The organism is Saonia sp. (assembly GCF_056326165.1).
Map to the genome: position 1 here is coordinate 130,158 of NZ_JBWFBN010000005.1, position 17,547 is coordinate 147,704.

The window sequence follows — 17,547 nt, forward strand, 5'->3', positions numbered from 1 at the left end:
AGTACTAAAATGTATAGAACGCATACTTGTGGTGAATTAAGAGCATCACATATAAACAATACGGTAACCCTTTGCGGTTGGGTACAAAAGGTAAGAGACAAAGGTTTTGTAGCTTGGGTAGACCTTCGTGACCGTTACGGAATTACACAATTGGTTTTTGATGAAGAACGCAGCTCCAAAGAAATTATGGAACAGGCAAGAACTCTTGGCCGTGAATTTGTAATACAAGCAGATGGTACAATTATTGAAAGGTCATCAAAAAACCCAAATATACCAACAGGAGAGATAGAACTTCTAGTAACTAAAATCACTATACTAAACGAAGCCATAACACCTCCTTTTACTATAGAAGATGAAACTGATGGCGGAGAAGATATTCGTATGAAATATCGCTATTTAGATATTAGAAGAAATCCTGTAAAAGAGAGTCTTATCTTCCGTCATAAAATGGCCATGGAAGTCCGCAAGTATCTTTCTGATGGAGGTTTTATTGAGGTTGAAACGCCATATTTAATAAAATCTACCCCAGAAGGCGCCAGAGATTTTGTGGTGCCAAGCCGTATGAATCAAGGACAATTTTATGCCTTACCACAATCCCCACAGACATTTAAGCAATTGCTTATGGTAGGTGGCATGGATAAATATTTCCAGATTGTAAAGTGTTTCCGTGATGAAGATTTACGTGCCGATAGACAGCCAGAATTCACTCAAATAGATTGTGAAATGGCATTTGTGGAACAAGAAGATATTTTAAACATTTTTGAAGGCTTAACACGTCATTTACTAAAAGAGATAAATGGAGTTGAAATAGGGGACTTTCCAAGAATGACTTTTGATGATGCCATGAAAAAGTATGGTAATGACAAGCCAGATATTCGTTTTGGAATGGAGTTTGGCGAGTTAAATGCTGTGGCTCAACACAAAGAATTCAACGTTTTTAATTCTGCCGAACTGGTAGTTGGTATTGCGGTCCCAGGAGGAAATTCATACACTAGAAAAGAAATTGATAAGCTAACAGATTGGGTAAAACGTCCACAAGTTGGTGCCTTAGGAATGGTGTATTGTAGATGTAATGAAGATGGCACTTATAAATCTTCTGTAGATAAATTCTACGACCAAGAAGATTTGGCAAAATGGGCCGAAACAACAAATGCAAAAGCAGGTGATTTAATCTGTGTACTATCAGGAACTACCAATAAGGTGAGAGCTCAATTGAGCGCACTGCGAATGGAGTTGGCAGAACGACTTGGATTACGTAATCCTAAAGAATTTGCGCCTTTATGGGTTGTAGATTTTCCTTTATTAGAATTGGATGAAGAAACTGGGCATTACCACGCCATGCACCATCCTTTTACATCACCAAAACCAGGGCAACTAGAGTTATTAGATACAAAACCCGGAGAGGTTAAAGCAAATGCTTACGATTTGGTATTGAACGGAAATGAAATTGGTGGAGGTTCTATTCGTATTCATGATAAAGAAATGCAAGCCACCATGTTTAAACATCTAGGTTTTACAGAGAAAGAAGCAAAAGCACAATTTGGTTTCTTAATGGATGCTTTCCAATACGGAGCACCACCACATGGAGGATTAGCCTTTGGTTTAGACCGATTGGTTGCCATTTTAGGAGGGCAAGAAACCATACGAGACTTTATTGCTTTTCCAAAGAATAACAGCGGCCGAGATGTAATGATAGATGCTCCCGCTCATATTGATGATGAGCAGTTAAAAGAACTAAATCTAAAATTGGATATTCAATAAAAAATCTATCCCGCTCTCTAGCGGGATTTTTTATACTTATTTTTATGTAGTATGCCTACGCAAAAGAAAAATTGGCTCACACGTTTATTAATATGGAGATACAAACATATCTCTAATAAGACGTTTACGCATATTATGAGCGTAATAGTTGGTTTTTTAGCCGGTTTGGCTGCCGTTTCATTAAAAAACTTAACATACTTTATTGAAGCGTTGTTAGAAAGTTGGATTATTGTTTCCAACAATCAACTGTACTTCATACTTCCCATTATCGGTCTTTTTCTTGTTTTTTTATATGTCAAGTTTGTTCTTAAAAAACCGTTGCAGCATGCCATTTCTTCAATTTTGTTTTCCCTTTCCAAGAAAAAAGGATTAATAAAGCCTATACACATTTATACTCCACTGATAACAGCACCTTTAACAGTAGGTTTTGGCGGTTCTGTAGGTTTACTTGGTCCTGCCGTAGCATCAGGAGCAGCTTTAAGTTCTAATTTAGGTAGACTGTTGCACATTAACGCAAAAACCCGCTCCTTATTAATTGCTTGTGCGTCGGCAGGAGCAATCGCATCTATTTTTCAATCACCCATAGCAGCAATAATTTTTGCCGTAGAAGTTTTTAGTTTGGATTTGACCATGCTATCACTTTTACCCTTACTACTGGCTTCTATTTCTGGTGTGCTTACCTCCTATTTTTTTCTGGGAAATGAAGTCCTTTTTAATTTCACCATCACAGATGAATTTGAAATCAAGGACACCCTATTTTATATCCTCCTAGGAGTAGGTACTGCTTTTGCATCTATCTACTTCACCAAAATGTACTTTTGGATATTATCCCTTTTTAAACCTTTTAAAAGCCCAAAATATAAACTCTTAGTTGGTGGTTTGGCCATAGGAATTATGCTTTATTTTATTCCACCACTGTATGGGGAGGGTTTTGGTTTTATCAATGATTTACTAAAAGGAGACCACATTAAAGCTTTAGGAAAAACCCCTTTTGATACGTATTTGGGTAACATTTGGGTGGTAATTGCCCTTTTATTTGGAATTACCATTTTTAAGGCAGTAGCCATGACCACAACCTTTGCAGCAGGTGGTTCTGGTGGAATCTTTATTCCAACCATGGTTATGGGCAGTGCTCTAGGGAATGTGGTTGCCAAAGTAATAAATAATTTAGGTATTGGTTTTCATGTAAGCGAGAGTAACTTTACCCTAATTGGAATGGCTGGGTTAATTGCGGGTGTTTTACACGCCCCGTTAACGGCAATTTTTTTAATTGCAGAACTCACAGGTGGCTACGAACTTTTTGTTCCTCTAATGATTACTTCTGCCATTTCATTTTTAATAACAAAAAATGCGATAGACCATTCTATTTACACACAAGAATTGGCAGATGCTGGGGCGTTATTGACCCACAATAAAGACCAAACGGTATTAACTCTAATGCAATTAGATGATGTAGTGGAGAAAAATTTTAAAACTGTTAGCCCAGAAATGACTTTAGGTGAAATGTTGCATGAGTCTGTATCTAAGTCTACTAGAAATATTTTTCCTGTGGTTGACAAAGAAAATATACTGGAAGGTATAGTTCTTTTGGATGATATTAGGGAAGTTATGTTTGATACCAGTTTGCACAAGACCACTACAGTAGAAACATACATGCATGGTGCTCCAGAACACATTTTTTACGAAAATGACACCATGCAACAAGTTATGCAAAAATTCCAAGATAGTGGTGCTTGGAACTTACCTGTTATTAAAGAAGGAAAATATTACGGCTTTGTTTCCAAATCCAAACTACTAACAGCCTATAGAAGAAAGTTGATTAATTTTGCTCCATAAATTACATTCATCACAATGAAAATTAAGCACTTTGTTATTCTTATTGTCCTTGCCTCATTTGGTTCCATTGGTTATGGCTTTTCAATAAAAAAAGAGACCTTGGAGCTTGGCAATAAATATATTGGTTTAGGCACAGTAGGGCTCTTTCTTGTTGCCATGCCCCTATTTCTAATTAATGAAAGTAAGGGTAAGAAAATTAAGAAATATATGTTAACACAAGAGAATATTAAAAGAATGCAAAAAAAGGAAAAGGGAAAACCTGAGAATCAATAATTTTCACCATATTTCATGTTCATTCTAATTGCTTCTGCGCAAAAAAACATATCTTAGTACTTAACCTATTTATTACTAATACTTATTTTAATGACTGGAACTGTAAAATTTTTCAATGAATCCAAAGGATTCGGATTCATTACCAACGACGACACCGGAAAAGACATCTTTGTTCACGTAACTGCGTTGAACGGAGTAGAGTTAAACGAAGGCGACAAAGTAGAATACGTAGAAGAAGAAGGAAGAAAAGGGATGGTTGCTGCACAAGTGCAAGTAATCAGCTAATAATATTTTATTTTGATTAATGATGTAGCGCCCTATTTTTAGGGCGTTTTATTTTTCCTCTCTTTTTAAATGCAGTTTTACATCATTGGAGGTTAAATAAAGCATATTGCTCTTTAGACTGTCTACTACAAAGTTTTTGGTCTCCTTTTCAGCTGTCACTATAATAGCTTTCTCATTTTCGGAATACATCCAAGTTCCTCTAATGGTCTGTCCTAAATGAGTTACAATTTTCACATTGCCTGCTTCTTCAAAATCAAAGGCCATTTTAGGATTTATGACCATATTTTGAAAGCCGTTTCCTATTTTCCGTTGCATTTTATCAACTTTCCAAGAAGAAATAATTTTTTGGCTTATACTTTCCTGTGAGCAGGAAACCAAAAAAATCAAAAGAAATAAGCTTAACAATGCTTTCATACATTCAATTTAAATTACGTTTTTTAATAAAGAATTTTTTGAGCAGTTCTGACGCTTCATTTTCCAAAACCCCACCAGTCATTTTTGTTTTTGGGTGCAATTTTGTCCCTAAAACACTACATCCTCGTTCCACATCAGTCGCTCCATATACAATTTTGGGTATCTGACTCCAATATAATGCCCCTGCACACATTTGGCAAGGTTCCAAGGTTACATATAGAGTACAATTATGCAAATATTTGCCTCCCAAAAAATTGGCTGCAGCTGTAATAGCCTGCATTTCTGCATGAGCAGTTACATCAGTTAATTGTTCTGTTAGGTTATGTGCCCTCGCAATAATTCTATCCTGTACAACAATTACAGCACCTACAGGTACTTCTCCCATTTCAAAAGCAATCTCAGCCTCTTGTAAGGCTTTTTTCATAAAATAAGCATCATCTAGCTTTAAATCCATGGGGTCAAAAATACAATTTTAGCCTCTTTTCTTTAATGCTTCGGAAAATCAATTTAATGTACCTTTGTAAACCATTGATGAAACTACTTAAAACCATAGATTCTCCAGAAAATCTTCGTCAGCTAACCCATGACGACCTGCCCAATCTTGCACAAGAGTTAAGAGCGTTTATAATTGATATTGTTGCCACAAAAGAAGGGCATCTGGGAGCTAGTTTGGGTGTGGTGGAGCTTACTATTGCCTTACATTACATTTTTGACACACCAAACGACAGATTAATCTGGGATGTGGGTCACCAAGCTTATGGACATAAAATACTAACCGAGAGAAAAGAGATTTTTGATACTAATAGACAATTGGGTGGTATCAGTGGTTTTCCAAAACGTAGTGAAAGTAAATACGATGCTTTTGGAACAGGACACAGTTCCACATCCATTTCAGCAATTTTGGGAATGGCAATAGCTTCAAAGTTAAAAGGCGAAAAGGACAAGCAACATATCGCTGTCATTGGGGATGCATCTATTGCCAGTGGTATGGCTTTTGAAGGCCTTAATCATTTAGGGGTTACAGATGCCAATGTTCTCATTATCCTAAATGACAATGCCATAGGAATTGACCCTAGCGTTGGGGCTCTTAAAAAATATCTCACCAATGTTAAAAAGGGTATTGCCAAGGATGAAAATATTTTTGAATGTCTAAACCTCAACTATTCAGGTCCAATTGACGGACACAACCTTCCTCTTTTGCTAAAAGAGTTGGAGCGTTTAAAAAAAGTGGATGGTCCCAAGTTACTCCATGTTATCACAACCAAGGGAAAAGGCCTTAAAAAAGCAGAGGAAGACCAAGTGGCCTACCATGCCCCAGGAAAATTCAATGCAACCACAGGTGAGCTAATACCAAAAAAAGGAGATGCTATGCCTCCCAAATACCAAGATGTTTTTGGACATACCATGGTGGAGTTAGCGCAACAAAATGAAAAAATTGTAGGCATTACCCCAGCCATGCCCACAGGCAGCTCCCTTAAATTTATGATGGAACAAATTCCAAATAGGGCTTTTGATGTTGGTATTGCAGAACAACATGCCGTTACCATGGCAGCAGGTATGGCAGCAGAAGGTCTCATTCCTTTTTGTAATATTTACTCAACCTTTTTGCAGAGGGCATATGATCAGGTCATCCATGATGTGGCCATCCAAAATCTTCCTGTAATTTTTTGTTTGGATAGAGCTGGGCTAGTTGGTGAAGATGGTGCAACCCACCATGGCATGTATGATATAGCATATTTACGCTGTATTCCCAATCTTATTTTGTTTGCTCCAATGAACGAGGTGGAATTAAGAAATATTTTATATACCGCCCAATTAGGTTTGGAACACCCTATTGCCATAAGGTATCCCAGGGGTAGAGGCGTTACAACAAATTGGAAACAGTCTTTTAAAAAAATAGAAATAGGCATTTCTGAAGAGTTAAAAAAAGGCTCCAAAATTGCCATATTAACTATCGGAGCCATGGGAAATCATATTGCTGATCTTTTAGCCGAATTAGATTACCTCAAAGAAATTGGGCATTACAATATGCGCTTTATAAAACCTTTGGATACAAAGGAACTGGATATTATTTTTGAATCCTATGAGCATATTATTACACTAGAGGATGGTTGTAAAATAGGTGGATTTGGTAGTGCGATTTTGGAATATGCCAATGAAAATAATTGTACAAAACCCATAAAAATATTTGGGGCTGAAGATGTTTTTATAGAACATGGAAAAGTAAATGAGCTATATGAAATAGCCAAAATAGATATGAGAACGCTTAAAAATTACATTCTTGAAATACATAATACCAATTAAACCATTGCTAAAAGCAATTTTATTTGCTTTTTTCTTTTTACTTTTTTGTCAGGTTAAAGCGCAACGTAACCCCGCCCTTTCCAAGTTGGACAGTGTTCGGTTTAAAACCGATGTTGTTAAGCCTGTGTATATTAAAATTGCCAACAGACCCCGTGGGGTGGTTCTTGCAACCCCTTTCCCATCTTTTTTAAGGACCAAACCTTTAACGGAAAAATACAAACCCTTTATCCCTCCCTCTTTCTGGACAAAGAAAAATAAGTTAGATTTTAAACTAAGTGAAGTGGCCTTTGTGAACTGGAATGCCGGCGGTGACAATTCTATTTCTACATTGGGAAACATGGAGTTTGAAAGGAACTATAAATTTAGATACATCCAATGGGATAATAGTCTTAGGTTTAGATATGGTTTAAATGCACAGGAAGGAAGAAAAATGAGAAAAACAAATGATGAAATAAGGTTTGCTTCCACCTTTGGTTTTCGTAGGGACACCATAAGTAATTGGTACTACTCTGTAAAAGCAAGTTTTAACACCCAGTTTTCCAATGGTTATAAATATCCAAATAGAGACACTCCTATTTCTAGGTTTATGGCCCCAGGATATGTATTCATTGGAGCAGGAACTTCTTATATTCCAGATGGGGGGAAATTAAACTTCTATTTTTCACCTCTTACACATAAAGCAACTTATGTGCTAGACCAAGACTTGGCCAACCAAGGGGCTTTTGGAGTAAAAAAAGCTTTGATAAATGACGAAGGAACTATTCTTAAAGAAGGTGAGAATAGATTCATGGAATTGGGAATTTTGATTACCAATACTTGGGAAACCACATTGGCCGAAAATATCCTTATGAATAACAGGATAAATCTATACACTGACTATTTGCACAGTTTTGGAAATGTTGATGTGGATTGGGAACTAAACCTAAATCTAAAAGTAAACAAATTCGTAAATGCCTCCATTGGCACCCATGTTATTTTTGATGATGATATTAAGTTCGATGAAGAAATTGCCAACGACGGCACTATAATAAAGTCTGGTGAGCCAAGAATACAGTTTAAACAACTTTTAGGTGTAGGTGTAGGTTATATGTTTTAAACTAAGATATGAAAATAGATGCTTACTTAAATAGGATGCACTTTCACAAACCAATACAGGTAAACAAAGAAGTTCTTTTTGAGCTTCAAAAAAAACATTTACTACATATTCCTTTTGAAAATCTAGACATTCATTATGGTAAGAAAATCAGTCTTGATGTAAGCGATATTTACCAAAAAATAATCATAAACAAGCGTGGTGGGTTCTGCTATGAACTCAATGGTTTATTTTTTTATCTCTTAAAAGAAATAGGTTTTAACGCAAAAATGATTTCAGCAAGAGTCTATGAAAATGAGACCTATTTTCCAGAATATGACCATATGGCCATTATAGTGAATATAAACAAGGAAGAGTTTTTGGTAGATGTAGGTTTTGGAAAATTCTCTTTGGAACCCTTAAAAATTGAACTAGGGGCAACAATTAATGACAGTTTTGGGCAATTTCATTTTGACACATATGATTCAGATTATCTTAAGGTAAATGAATTGAAAGATGGAGAATTGAAGCCCTTATATATTTTTAAAACCATTTCCCGAAAACTCAGAGAATTTGAAGGGAGATGTGAATATAACCAAACTAGTAAGAATTCTCATTTCACCCAGAAAAAAGTAATTTCTATCCTAAAAACAAACGGAAGAATCACCCTTAACAATGAGCAATTAAAAATTACTCAAGAAGGGGTTGAAAATGTCATGAAGTTTAAAGAAAAAGAGTTTGAAGAAAAATTGAAAAAATATTTTAATATAGATATTGAGGGTGAAAATTTCTAAAGCTGTTTTCCCATGATTTTGTTATGGATGTGCACCGCAGCACTATCGGACAAGCTAGCCACATAACAACAAGTATTCAACAAAATATGATATAAAGAAATGTTGGTCCTCTGATAAAATTCTGGTAGAGTACGTATCAATAAACTATCATAATTAGAAGCCTTATCTTCTTTTTTACGAACCAAAGCATCCGTATACACATCCAATATATCAGAAATTATTTTATAACCCGCTATTTCCTTTTCTATAACCTCTTGGGATTGATAAATACGTTCCACACTTAGTTTAATAATATCCTTGGTTTGGGCTATATATTTACTTTTGTCCAATAGGGACACATCAAAATTTCCACTCAAAATTTTGTCTTCATTTTCTATAAAAATATCAGCCGCATCTTGTATTAAACTATTTATGGCCAATGCCCTTAAATAGCTTAACCTGTCTTCCATATAGGCAATGGCGTTGTACTTTTTGGTATTGATTTTATCTTTCACCAATTTTATCAAATACTCCAAGGCAAAATCTTCAGGAATCAATCCAAGGTTTATTCCATCTTCAAAATCAATGATGGTATAGCAAATATCATCTGCAGCTTCCACCAAAAAAGTTAGTGGGTGTCTAGAAAAACTAATATCCTCTCCGTTCCGAGTTTGTATTAACCCTAATTCATTCGCTACTTCTTTAAAAAAGTCTTTTTCTGGCTGAAAGAATCCAAATTTCTTATCTGCAATATGTGTTGTAGGTTTTTTGGGAAGTGATTCTTTTGGATATTTCATAAAGGCACCTAGGGTTGCATAGCTCAGTCTAAGCCCTCCTTCAACTCCTTCTTTGGATTCAGAAAGTAGTTTAAAACCATTGGCGTTGCCTTCGAAATCTATAATATCCTGGTATTCTTTTTCAGATAACTCCCTCTTGTATTTTTCACCATTGCCCGTTTTAAAGTATTCTCCAATAGCCTTTTCTCCACTATGTCCAAAAGGCGGATTCCCTATATCATGAGCCAAAGCAGCAGCGGCCACAATAGAACCAAAATCACTGAATTTATACCCGTGTACTTCAGACAAATAAGGATGCTTGTCCAATAATTTTTTACCTACTATACGCCCAAGACTCCTCCCTACAACAGAAACTTCTAAACTGTGTGTCAACCTAGTATGGACAAAATCGGTTTTGGAAAGCGGTATTACCTGAGTTTTATCCTGCAAGCTCCTAAAGGCAGATGAAAATATGATTCTGTCATAATCTACCTCAAAACCCAAACGGGTTTCATCCTGTTCTTTACGTAATCTTTTATGAGTATCGCCGTGGCGCCTTAAGGATAGTAATTGTTCCCAGTTCATGCTCTAATTAAAAATTTAAAGCTAAGATACATGAAAATGATGTTTATAAGTTGAGTTCAACATTCCAATATGTTTCGAAATCTTGTCCTAATCTAAGACTAAAATCATAGTATCATTCCTATAATTATTCGAAACTATATAGGCCAAAAAATTTAAGTTATTTTTTAATCTGTAGTTAACTTTTTCTTTACATTCAGGTAGTTTCTTTGCAGTTGATTTTAATCTTTTTATGAAGAAATTATTTTTTATTTGTTTGCTTTTTTTCTCGGCAACTTTATTTGCTCAGAACTATGGGTCTATAAGTGGTACAATTGTAGATAAAGAGATTGATAATGAACCGTTGTTGTTTGCCAACATTTCTCTTAAGGGTACTTCAAAAAAAGAACAAACCAATTTTCATGGTAATTTTAGGATGACTGAAGTTAAGGCCGGAAAGTATCTATTACAAATAACTTATACGGGGTATGAAACAGTTGAAATTCCTGTTCATGTTAAAAAAAATAAGACCACTTATATAGACCATGCTTTAGCTGTTAAAACATTAGATATAGAAGACCTATCAATACTAACATTAACTGCTAAAAAAGAAATTCCTCTTGCCAGTACAGATAATGGCTCTGATAAATAAATTTACCAATAAAAAAATCCCGTCAAAAGACAGGATTTTTTTAAATTATTCTCTTAAACAAATTAATGACTCACTAAACTGGGCTTAGTTTTAATTCCGTTTACACTTGCAATAGCATTGTTGGAATATTCCACTTCTTTTAAAACATCATTACTCCAAAAAGACCATTTACCGGTTTTAATTCCATTTTTATAAGACCCTACAGCAACTTTTTTGCCTTCTTCATTATAACTTACCCATTCACCATGCAATTTATGTTCTAGGTTAAATGTCCCTATTTGGCTTATTTGCCCATTCTCGTGGTAGTAAGTTGCTTCTATTAAATTGGTTTCTTCATTAAGAGTGAACTCTTTTTTCTCTTGAGAATATCCTGCTGCTACAAATACAAGCAGAAGAACTATTGATAATATATTTTTCATGATTTATATTTTTAATTATTGGGATGATACAAAGATAAATATTTTTTACAATAAATCAACTATTAGTTAACGTTAAATTTACATTGATATTGTAAATGTCTAATTATAAATATGTTACAATGTTATGCGTATGTTATCTATACTAATAATCCTGCTATTCTTACTGAAAACCAGCCATTAACCATTTCTATTTTTCATTACACTGTTCTTCACTATGACTCAGAGACTCATTTCATAACCTTATGTTAACTTGCAAAAAAAATTATAGTAGCATTTTTGCTCTTATTTGAGTTTGTATGGGAGAGAATATTTATGTTTTCATGATTGTTGCGCTAGCAATTCTGGCAATTACAGATTTAGTTGTTGGTGTGAGTAATGATGCTGTTAACTTTCTAAACTCCGCAATAGGTTCTAAAGCAATATCATTTAAAACTATAATGATTGTTGCTAGTATAGGTATTGCCTTTGGCGCACTAACATCTAGTGGAATGATGGAGGTTGCTCGAAAAGGAATTTTTAATCCAACAGAATTTGTTTTTTCTGAAATCATGATTATTTTCTTAGCAGTAATGATTACAGATATCTTATTGTTAGATTTCTTTAATACACTTGGAATGCCCACCTCAACTACAGTCTCTATTGTATTTGAACTTCTAGGTGCCGCAGTAGCAATATCTCTAGTAAAAATAGCCGGTTATGGTGGGGGGTTTTCTGATTTATCTCAATATATAAATACAGATAAAGCCACTGAAATAATTTTTGGAATATTAATATCTGTTGTCGTTGCTTTTTCAATTGGGGCACTTGTGCAGTTTATATCCCGAGTATTAATTTCTTTTAAATTTGAAGAAAAACCCAAGTGGATTGAAGCCGCGTTTGGGGGTGTTGCCATAACTGCAATCATTTATTTTATTTTGGTAAAAGGACTAAAAAGTGCTTCAATATTGGACCCTTCAATAACAGAGTTTATTGGTGCTAATCCAGAACTATTTTTGTTGGGGAATTTTGTGCTTTGGTTTCTTGTTTCTTGGATATTCACCACATTCACTAAATGGAATATTTACATTCTTATTATTGTTTTAGGAACCTTTGCCTTAGCAATGGCTTTTGCTGGTAATGACTTGGTTAATTTTATTGGGGTGCCCATTGCTGCCTTTCAATCTTTTCAAGATTGGCAAGCCTCTGGTATATCTGCAAGTAGTTATCCCATGGATAAATTAGCCGCTGGAGCCGTACAAACTCCGGTATTTTTATTGCTGACTTCTGGACTAATAATGGTAATTACCCTTTGGTTTTCTTCTAAAGCTAAAAATGTAGTAAAGACCAGTGTAGATTTATCAAGGCAGGATGAAGGTGAAGAACGTTTTCAGCCTAATTATTTATCAAGACAAATTGTAAAATTCTCCGTTCGAGCATCACAAAGTATAAACTACCTTGTTCCAGATTCTTTAATGAAGAAAATTGACATTCAATTTGAGCAACCTCATGTCTATGTTCCCAAAAACAAAGTTCAAGATTTGCCTGCTTTTGATTTAGTAAGAGCATCCGTGAACCTAATGATTGCCAGTGTACTTATATCTATTGCGACCTCACTTAAATTGCCACTTTCTACAACTTATGTAACATTTATGGTTGCTATGGGAACATCCCTTGCGGATAGAGCTTGGGGTTCAGAGAGTGCTGTATATAGAGTTGCAGGAGTGCTCAATGTTATTGGTGGTTGGTTCTTTACAGCAATTTCTGCCTTTGCTGCTGCTTCCTTGGTTGCATATTTAATTCATGTAGGCGGTCTTTTTGCTATTGTATGTTTATTAATTTTTGCCTTCCTTTTAATTGGAAAAAACTATCTAGCACATAATAAAAAAATTAAAGAAATAAAGGTAGAGGACAAACTAAATAGAGCGGAAAGCAGTTCTATTCAGGGTGTAATAAAAGAAAGTGCCGGAACCATTGCCAATGTTGTAGTTAGAAGTAATAAAATATATACCACCAGTATAAATGGGCTTGCTAAACAGAACTTGGATCAACTTAAAAAGAATAAAAAAGGTGTTATAAAACTTTCTGAAGAAATAGATGATCTTAGGGATAATATCTTTTATTTTATTAAAAATTTAGATGAAGCAAGTATTGGAGCTAGTGATTTTTATATTAATATTTTAGGGTATTTACAAGATATGGTACAATCCTTAGGTTATATCACTAAAATAACTCACAAGCATATTAACAATAACCATAAAAAATTAAAATACAATCAAATAAAAGAACTAAAGGAAATAAATATAACGTTAGACACCTTACTAAGCACTACTCAAAAAGCCTTTAAAAATCAATCATTTGAAGAAATTGGAGCTATTTTAAATAATAAACAGGAGCTGTTTGATGTGGTTACTGATAAAATTCAAAAACAAGTTGCTAGAACCCGTACAGAGGAATCTAGCCCTAAAAATACAACGCTGTATTTCTCTTTGTTGTTAGAAACTAAAGATTTCATAACCGCAACAATGAATATGTTAGAGGAGTATTATGGTAAGCATGATAGTTCTGTTCCACCAGCGACTATTGACCTGCCTGAATCTTAGATTTGTTGTAATAAATAATCCCATTTACGAATTGCCGTGGTGAATCTTTTGGAAACCTATGGCCAACATGTAAATATTTAAAGGGAAAATCGTAATTTGGAGGTTAAATTCTCCCCCTTTATAATGAAAGCACTCAATATATTACTTTTCAGCCTAGTTTTTTGCCCTATTATAGCTATAGGGCAAGAATTTACTGGCCAAGATCTTCTTGATAAAGCCATTGAATACCATGACCCTAATGGGACATGGCAAACTTTTAAAGGAAAGCTGTCCATTACAATGCAAACTCCTAATAAAAGTGATAGAGTAAGTGATATAATCCTAGATTTGCCAGAAAGCTATTTTAATCTTACAGTAAAAAAGGACAGTATTATTATTGAGCAAATTTTACGTAAGGATATATGTGAGCTTGCTTTAAATGGAAGCACTACACTATCTGCAGAGGACATTAAAATACATAGGCTTACTTGTGAGCGAGCAAAAATGATGAAAGATTATTATACCTACCTATATGGGCTGCCTATGAAATTAAAAGACCCAGGCACGCATATTGATCCCAAAGTTTATCCAAAACACTTTAGAGGAAAGGACTACTTAACAATTAAGGTTACATATGATGAAAAAGTTGGTGAAGACACATGGTATTTTTATTTTGACCCAGAGACGTATGCTATGGAAATTTATCAATTTTTTCATGATGAAAGTAAAAATGATGGAGAATTCATAATTTTAAATGGTCTTGAGGAAATACAAGGTATTAAAATGCCAAAAACAAGAGCTTGGTACTATAATAAAGATGATAAATACCTTGGAACGGATATTCTAACTGAGACTAGTTCTTTTTAAAACTAAGTTATTCTTCAATTTCTAACTCCTTAATAATTCCTTCTTCCAATTCTTGTTTTTTAGTTTTTTTTTTGACCGCTTTGATTCCTTTAGGGATAAGAGAAAATAAAATCATGGTGATTCCAAGAATTATCAAAGCCATTGGGTTCGCTACATAGTCTCCAAAATAGAATACGGAGATTATTAAAAGTGTAGAAAAAGGCAAGGAACAAGCTAAAACAGATACAGCAAAATCCAAATCAAAAGTTGGTTTGTTCTGCCCATCCTTGTCTTCTAAGCTTTTTACGGCACTCATATGGGCAAAGGGCCAAAAACTACAAGAACTCTGTGGAAAAACAATCAAAAGAAGCATCATTCCAGTGGACAGTTCTGGCAATAAGAAAATAAAAATTGCCGATATACAAAATGTAATACCAGCTCGCCATGTCAACATTTGAAATATATATCTAAAATCTGAAAATTTGATTCGGACGGCCATACCAATAAAAAGCAACACCAACGGAACCATAATAACACTTAACCTACCTATTGTATTCTGCAAAAATTCTGGGAATGAAGAAATATTAAAACCAAAAGCAAGCATTAACAATGCAACAATAATAACCATGTTTATAGGCTCGTTCAATAAAGAGAGCATCAAACTTTTAAGCTTACTTTTATTACTAGCATTATTTTTTTGTGCTCTTTTTCTATACCAGTACATGGCAAGCATATATAAAATAATAAGGCCAAAAATCTTATTTCCTACATCGGCCAAAGCTGCCAAAGCTAAAAAGTCATCGCCTAAATAGGCAATAATAAATGGAAAACAAGACAATCCTGGTGCCAGAGATGGCAACAACATATTTAAAGTCCTTTTTTTCTTTTCATCGTAAATAGGAATAGAGAAATCCAACAGATATTTTACAGCAAAAAACATCAAAAAATTAAAACAGAGTGCCATTAACGGAAGTGCCAATAATGACTGATCTAGTTTTATTTTTAAGAGAGCTAGAAAAATAGTAGCTGGTAAAGCTACACTTAGAATAATGGTCTTTAAACCACCCAAATTCTCTTTTTTAGGAGCTTTTCTTTGAAGCAAAACTCCTAAAAGAATAATAAGCAACAGTTCAAATGTCTTTTGTAATGCAACATTCATACTTTATAAAATATATTTTTGCCACTTTAAGAAAAATCTTAAAGTCATTCTGTTATAAGTACGTGAAATTAATTTGGAAACTTAAAAAAATAGTTAAACCAGACAATGGTATAAAACCATTATCCAATGCCTGATTTAACTATGTTATTTGATTGTTTAAACAAGTACTTTTTGAAGAGCGCCCACGAAAATTTTCATTTCGTCCATGGTACCCATACTTACCCTACACCATTTTTTTCCAAGAAATTTAAATGCTCTTACTCCTACTCCAAGAGCTGTCATTTTTTCCAGAAAATCTTTTCCTTCCATTTCAATAGGGAAAATCATAAAGCTAGTATAAGAAGGCACAGGCTCTAGACCCATATCTTTTAAGCTAGTAAACACATAATCTCTAGCTGCGGAATTTAAGGTTCTTGACTTATCTTGGAAAGCTACATCGTCCATACTGGCCATAGCGGCAAAAATAGAAGTGTAAGATATCCCCATTCCACCTCTTGTTATTTCATGGATTCTTTCAATAGTTTCTGGTTGAGCTACTGCGTAACCTACCCGCAATCCTGCCATACCATGAATTTTTGAGAACGTTCTTGCTACTATCACATTTTTACCCTCATTGATCAAAGAAACCATACTTTGTTTAGCACCATCCCCTAAAAATCCAAGATAGGCTTCATCAACAAAAACAGGAACTTTTTCAGAAACACGAGAACAAAAATCCAAAAGCTTGGTGGCATCTGTCATAGTTCCTGTTGGGTTGTTAGGATTACATATGTATACCAAGTTGGTATATTCGTTAACAGCTGCTTCCATAGCGTCCAAATCGTGTGACCAATCATCTTTTAAAGTAACTGGCTTCCATGTTCCTCCTGTAGCTTCAGCCACTCTCATTAAAGACATATAGGATGGGTCTGCTGAGACCACATTCCCGCCCCCTTTAAAGAAAACCATCGCCGTTTTTTCTAAGATATCAGACGATCCAGGACCCATTATGATATTTTCTGACTTTACACCTTCGTGCTTAGCAATTTTATCGATAAGATCAAATAATTCTCTCCAGGCATACCTGTTCCCTTTGACAGCAACTTCTTTAAGTGCTTCAATAGCCTTTGGTGATGGTCCATATGGATTTTCATTGGCATTTAATTTTGCCAATAACATCTCAGGCTTTGGATACTCTTCCAACACATACTCCTCGAAAAAAGGGCTGTATTCTACATTGCCAGTTTCATTCAATAGCAATGGCGCCTTAGGCGTTTCACTTATCCCTAGATAAGGAAGTAGTGTCATACCGCCTGCTGTTAAAGCACCGGTTCTAATCCAATCTCTTCTGCTTAATGTTTTTCTTTCCATGATGGGTTCTATATAGTTTTTAATTTGATTCTACTGGGTCAGCATTAACCCCTAGGCTCCCTGCTGCAACTATTGTTGTGCCAGAATAAATGTTTATATGTGAATCCATGGTTAGTACAGTGTCATAAAAAGAAGTGTCCGTTATAGCAAAAAACTTGGTAACACTTAATTCTCCACTATCTCCAGAAACATCATACAAATCTATCATTGACGTTGTCTCCATTCCAATATCACCCATCATAATGCTAGTAGGGTACATTTCCCCTGCTGTTGTATTATATACAGACACCTGCACTAGGGTCTGTCCTGCAGTATCTTCCCAAAAGACAACTCTTCCATATATATCAGTTCCAGCATCAACAGATTCTATTGTATATGCTGTGAACTTTGATAGTGTTCCTCCTCCATCTGCAGTGGTAAGTACGGGCTCCAATCTTTCATGCTCACATGAAAAGGTAGAAATTATCAGGAACAAAAACGATATTTTTTTTATAAATTTTATCATAAT

At 34.8% G+C, this 17,547-nt stretch carries 17 protein-coding genes; 10 read left to right on the plus strand and 7 right to left on the minus strand.

The features are described 5' to 3' along the window. Positions 1-9 precede the first annotated feature (9 nt). From aspS to AC000W_RS06660, 4 genes are all read left to right on the plus strand, one after another. The gene (gene aspS, locus AC000W_RS06645) at positions 10-1,761 is read left to right on the plus strand and encodes an aspartate--tRNA ligase (RefSeq protein WP_474747032.1); all 1,752 of its coding nucleotides are present in this window, start codon (positions 10-12) and stop codon (positions 1,759-1,761) included. Between the two features lie 51 nt (positions 1,762-1,812). Further along, positions 1,813-3,597 carry a chloride channel protein gene (locus tag AC000W_RS06650; protein WP_474747033.1) on the plus strand — a complete coding sequence of 595 codons (1,785 nt, stop codon included), beginning with the start codon at positions 1,813-1,815 and terminating at the stop codon, positions 3,595-3,597. Positions 3,598-3,612: 15 nt separating this feature from the next. Continuing rightward, a complete protein-coding gene (locus tag AC000W_RS06655; protein ID WP_474747034.1) occupies positions 3,613-3,870 on the plus strand; it encodes a hypothetical protein in 258 nt (85 codons plus the stop codon). A gap of 90 nt (positions 3,871-3,960) precedes the next feature. Then, positions 3,961-4,155, plus strand: coding sequence for a cold-shock protein (locus tag AC000W_RS06660; protein ID WP_474747035.1), 195 nt, complete (start codon positions 3,961-3,963; stop codon positions 4,153-4,155). Between the two features lie 48 nt (positions 4,156-4,203). On the opposite strand, the gene AC000W_RS06665 is transcribed toward AC000W_RS06660, so the two are convergent. Continuing rightward, positions 4,204-4,569 carry a hypothetical protein gene (locus AC000W_RS06665; RefSeq protein WP_474747037.1) on the minus strand — a complete coding sequence of 122 codons (366 nt, stop codon included), beginning with the start codon at positions 4,567-4,569 and terminating at the stop codon, positions 4,204-4,206. A gap of 4 nt (positions 4,570-4,573) precedes the next feature. Beyond that, complete coding sequence (locus AC000W_RS06670; RefSeq protein ID WP_474747038.1) at positions 4,574-5,023, minus strand: nucleoside deaminase; 450 nt, start codon at positions 5,021-5,023, stop codon at positions 4,574-4,576. 77 nt (positions 5,024-5,100) lie between these two features. Between AC000W_RS06670 and AC000W_RS06675 the strand changes: the two genes are divergently transcribed. The 3 genes from AC000W_RS06675 to AC000W_RS06685 are packed head-to-tail and all read left to right on the plus strand — an operon-like array spanning position 5,101 to position 8,739. Continuing rightward, entirely contained in the window at positions 5,101-6,873 is a 1,773-nt protein-coding gene (locus tag AC000W_RS06675) for a 1-deoxy-D-xylulose-5-phosphate synthase (RefSeq protein ID WP_474747040.1), read from the plus strand. Next, positions 6,851-7,969, plus strand: coding sequence for a DUF3078 domain-containing protein (locus tag AC000W_RS06680; protein WP_474747041.1), 1,119 nt, complete (start codon positions 6,851-6,853; stop codon positions 7,967-7,969). Before AC000W_RS06675 ends, AC000W_RS06680 begins: the two co-directional genes overlap by 23 nt. 8 nt (positions 7,970-7,977) lie before the next feature. After that, positions 7,978-8,739, plus strand: a complete 762-nt coding sequence (locus AC000W_RS06685; RefSeq protein WP_474747042.1) for an arylamine N-acetyltransferase family protein — start codon at positions 7,978-7,980, stop codon at positions 8,737-8,739. Here AC000W_RS06685 and dgt read toward each other — a convergent pair. Beyond that, positions 8,736-10,079: a dGTP triphosphohydrolase gene (gene dgt / locus AC000W_RS06690; RefSeq protein WP_474747044.1), complete on the minus strand. Its 1,344-nt coding sequence runs from the start codon at positions 10,077-10,079 to the stop codon at positions 8,736-8,738. The two genes, AC000W_RS06685 and dgt, sit on opposite strands and share 4 nt — an antisense overlap. Positions 10,080-10,308: 229 nt before the next feature. On the opposite strand from dgt, the gene AC000W_RS06695 reads away from it, so the two are divergent. Further along, the gene (locus tag AC000W_RS06695; protein ID WP_474747045.1) at positions 10,309-10,707 is read left to right on the plus strand and encodes a carboxypeptidase-like regulatory domain-containing protein; all 399 of its coding nucleotides are present in this window, start codon (positions 10,309-10,311) and stop codon (positions 10,705-10,707) included. A 62-nt stretch (positions 10,708-10,769) separates the two neighbouring features. Here the strand turns inward: AC000W_RS06695 and AC000W_RS06700 are convergent, their stop codons facing one another. After that, positions 10,770-11,126 carry a toxin-antitoxin system YwqK family antitoxin gene (locus tag AC000W_RS06700; protein ID WP_474747046.1) on the minus strand — a complete coding sequence of 119 codons (357 nt, stop codon included), beginning with the start codon at positions 11,124-11,126 and terminating at the stop codon, positions 10,770-10,772. Positions 11,127-11,422: 296 nt separating this feature from the next. On the opposite strand from AC000W_RS06700, the gene AC000W_RS06705 reads away from it, so the two are divergent. After that, on the plus strand, positions 11,423-13,705 hold the full coding sequence (locus AC000W_RS06705) for an inorganic phosphate transporter (RefSeq protein ID WP_476658668.1): 2,283 nt from the start codon (positions 11,423-11,425) through the stop codon (positions 13,703-13,705). Between the two features lie 123 nt (positions 13,706-13,828). After that, positions 13,829-14,551, plus strand: a complete 723-nt coding sequence (locus AC000W_RS06710; protein WP_474747049.1) for a DUF6503 family protein — start codon at positions 13,829-13,831, stop codon at positions 14,549-14,551. Between the two features lie 7 nt (positions 14,552-14,558). On the opposite strand, the gene AC000W_RS06715 is transcribed toward AC000W_RS06710, so the two are convergent. The 3 genes from AC000W_RS06715 to AC000W_RS06725 form a co-directional block, all read right to left on the minus strand. Beyond that, on the minus strand, positions 14,559-15,689 hold the full coding sequence (locus tag AC000W_RS06715) for an AEC family transporter (RefSeq protein ID WP_474747051.1): 1,131 nt from the start codon (positions 15,687-15,689) through the stop codon (positions 14,559-14,561). A 156-nt stretch (positions 15,690-15,845) separates the two neighbouring features. After that, the gene (locus AC000W_RS06720; protein ID WP_474747052.1) at positions 15,846-17,039 is read right to left on the minus strand and encodes a pyridoxal phosphate-dependent aminotransferase; all 1,194 of its coding nucleotides are present in this window, start codon (positions 17,037-17,039) and stop codon (positions 15,846-15,848) included. Positions 17,040-17,058: 19 nt separating this feature from the next. Beyond that, positions 17,059-17,544: a hypothetical protein gene (locus tag AC000W_RS06725; protein WP_474747053.1), complete on the minus strand. Its 486-nt coding sequence runs from the start codon at positions 17,542-17,544 to the stop codon at positions 17,059-17,061. Positions 17,545-17,547 lie beyond the last annotated feature (3 nt).

Coding starts and splice junctions, on each gene's coding strand:
- AC000W_RS06675 (WP_474747040.1), top strand. CDS start 5,101: ATGAAACTACTTAAAACCATAGATTCTCCAGAAAATCTTCGTCAGCTA.
- aspS (WP_474747032.1), top strand. CDS start 10: ATGTATAGAACGCATACTTGTGGTGAATTAAGAGCATCACATATAAAC.
- AC000W_RS06685 (WP_474747042.1), top strand. CDS start 7,978: ATGAAAATAGATGCTTACTTAAATAGGATGCACTTTCACAAACCAATA.
- AC000W_RS06700 (WP_474747046.1), bottom strand. CDS start 11,126: ATGAAAAATATATTATCAATAGTTCTTCTGCTTGTATTTGTAGCAGCA.
- AC000W_RS06705 (WP_476658668.1), top strand. CDS start 11,423: ATGGGAGAGAATATTTATGTTTTCATGATTGTTGCGCTAGCAATTCTG.
- AC000W_RS06650 (WP_474747033.1), top strand. CDS start 1,813: ATGCCTACGCAAAAGAAAAATTGGCTCACACGTTTATTAATATGGAGA.
- AC000W_RS06710 (WP_474747049.1), top strand. CDS start 13,829: ATGAAAGCACTCAATATATTACTTTTCAGCCTAGTTTTTTGCCCTATT.
- AC000W_RS06715 (WP_474747051.1), bottom strand. CDS start 15,689: ATGAATGTTGCATTACAAAAGACATTTGAACTGTTGCTTATTATTCTT.
- AC000W_RS06660 (WP_474747035.1), top strand. CDS start 3,961: ATGACTGGAACTGTAAAATTTTTCAATGAATCCAAAGGATTCGGATTC.
- AC000W_RS06670 (WP_474747038.1), bottom strand. CDS start 5,023: ATGGATTTAAAGCTAGATGATGCTTATTTTATGAAAAAAGCCTTACAA.
- AC000W_RS06665 (WP_474747037.1), bottom strand. CDS start 4,569: ATGAAAGCATTGTTAAGCTTATTTCTTTTGATTTTTTTGGTTTCCTGC.
- dgt (WP_474747044.1), bottom strand. CDS start 10,079: ATGAACTGGGAACAATTACTATCCTTAAGGCGCCACGGCGATACTCAT.
- AC000W_RS06655 (WP_474747034.1), top strand. CDS start 3,613: ATGAAAATTAAGCACTTTGTTATTCTTATTGTCCTTGCCTCATTTGGT.
- AC000W_RS06725 (WP_474747053.1), bottom strand. CDS start 17,544: ATGATAAAATTTATAAAAAAAATATCGTTTTTGTTCCTGATAATTTCT.
- AC000W_RS06695 (WP_474747045.1), top strand. CDS start 10,309: ATGAAGAAATTATTTTTTATTTGTTTGCTTTTTTTCTCGGCAACTTTA.
- AC000W_RS06720 (WP_474747052.1), bottom strand. CDS start 17,039: ATGGAAAGAAAAACATTAAGCAGAAGAGATTGGATTAGAACCGGTGCT.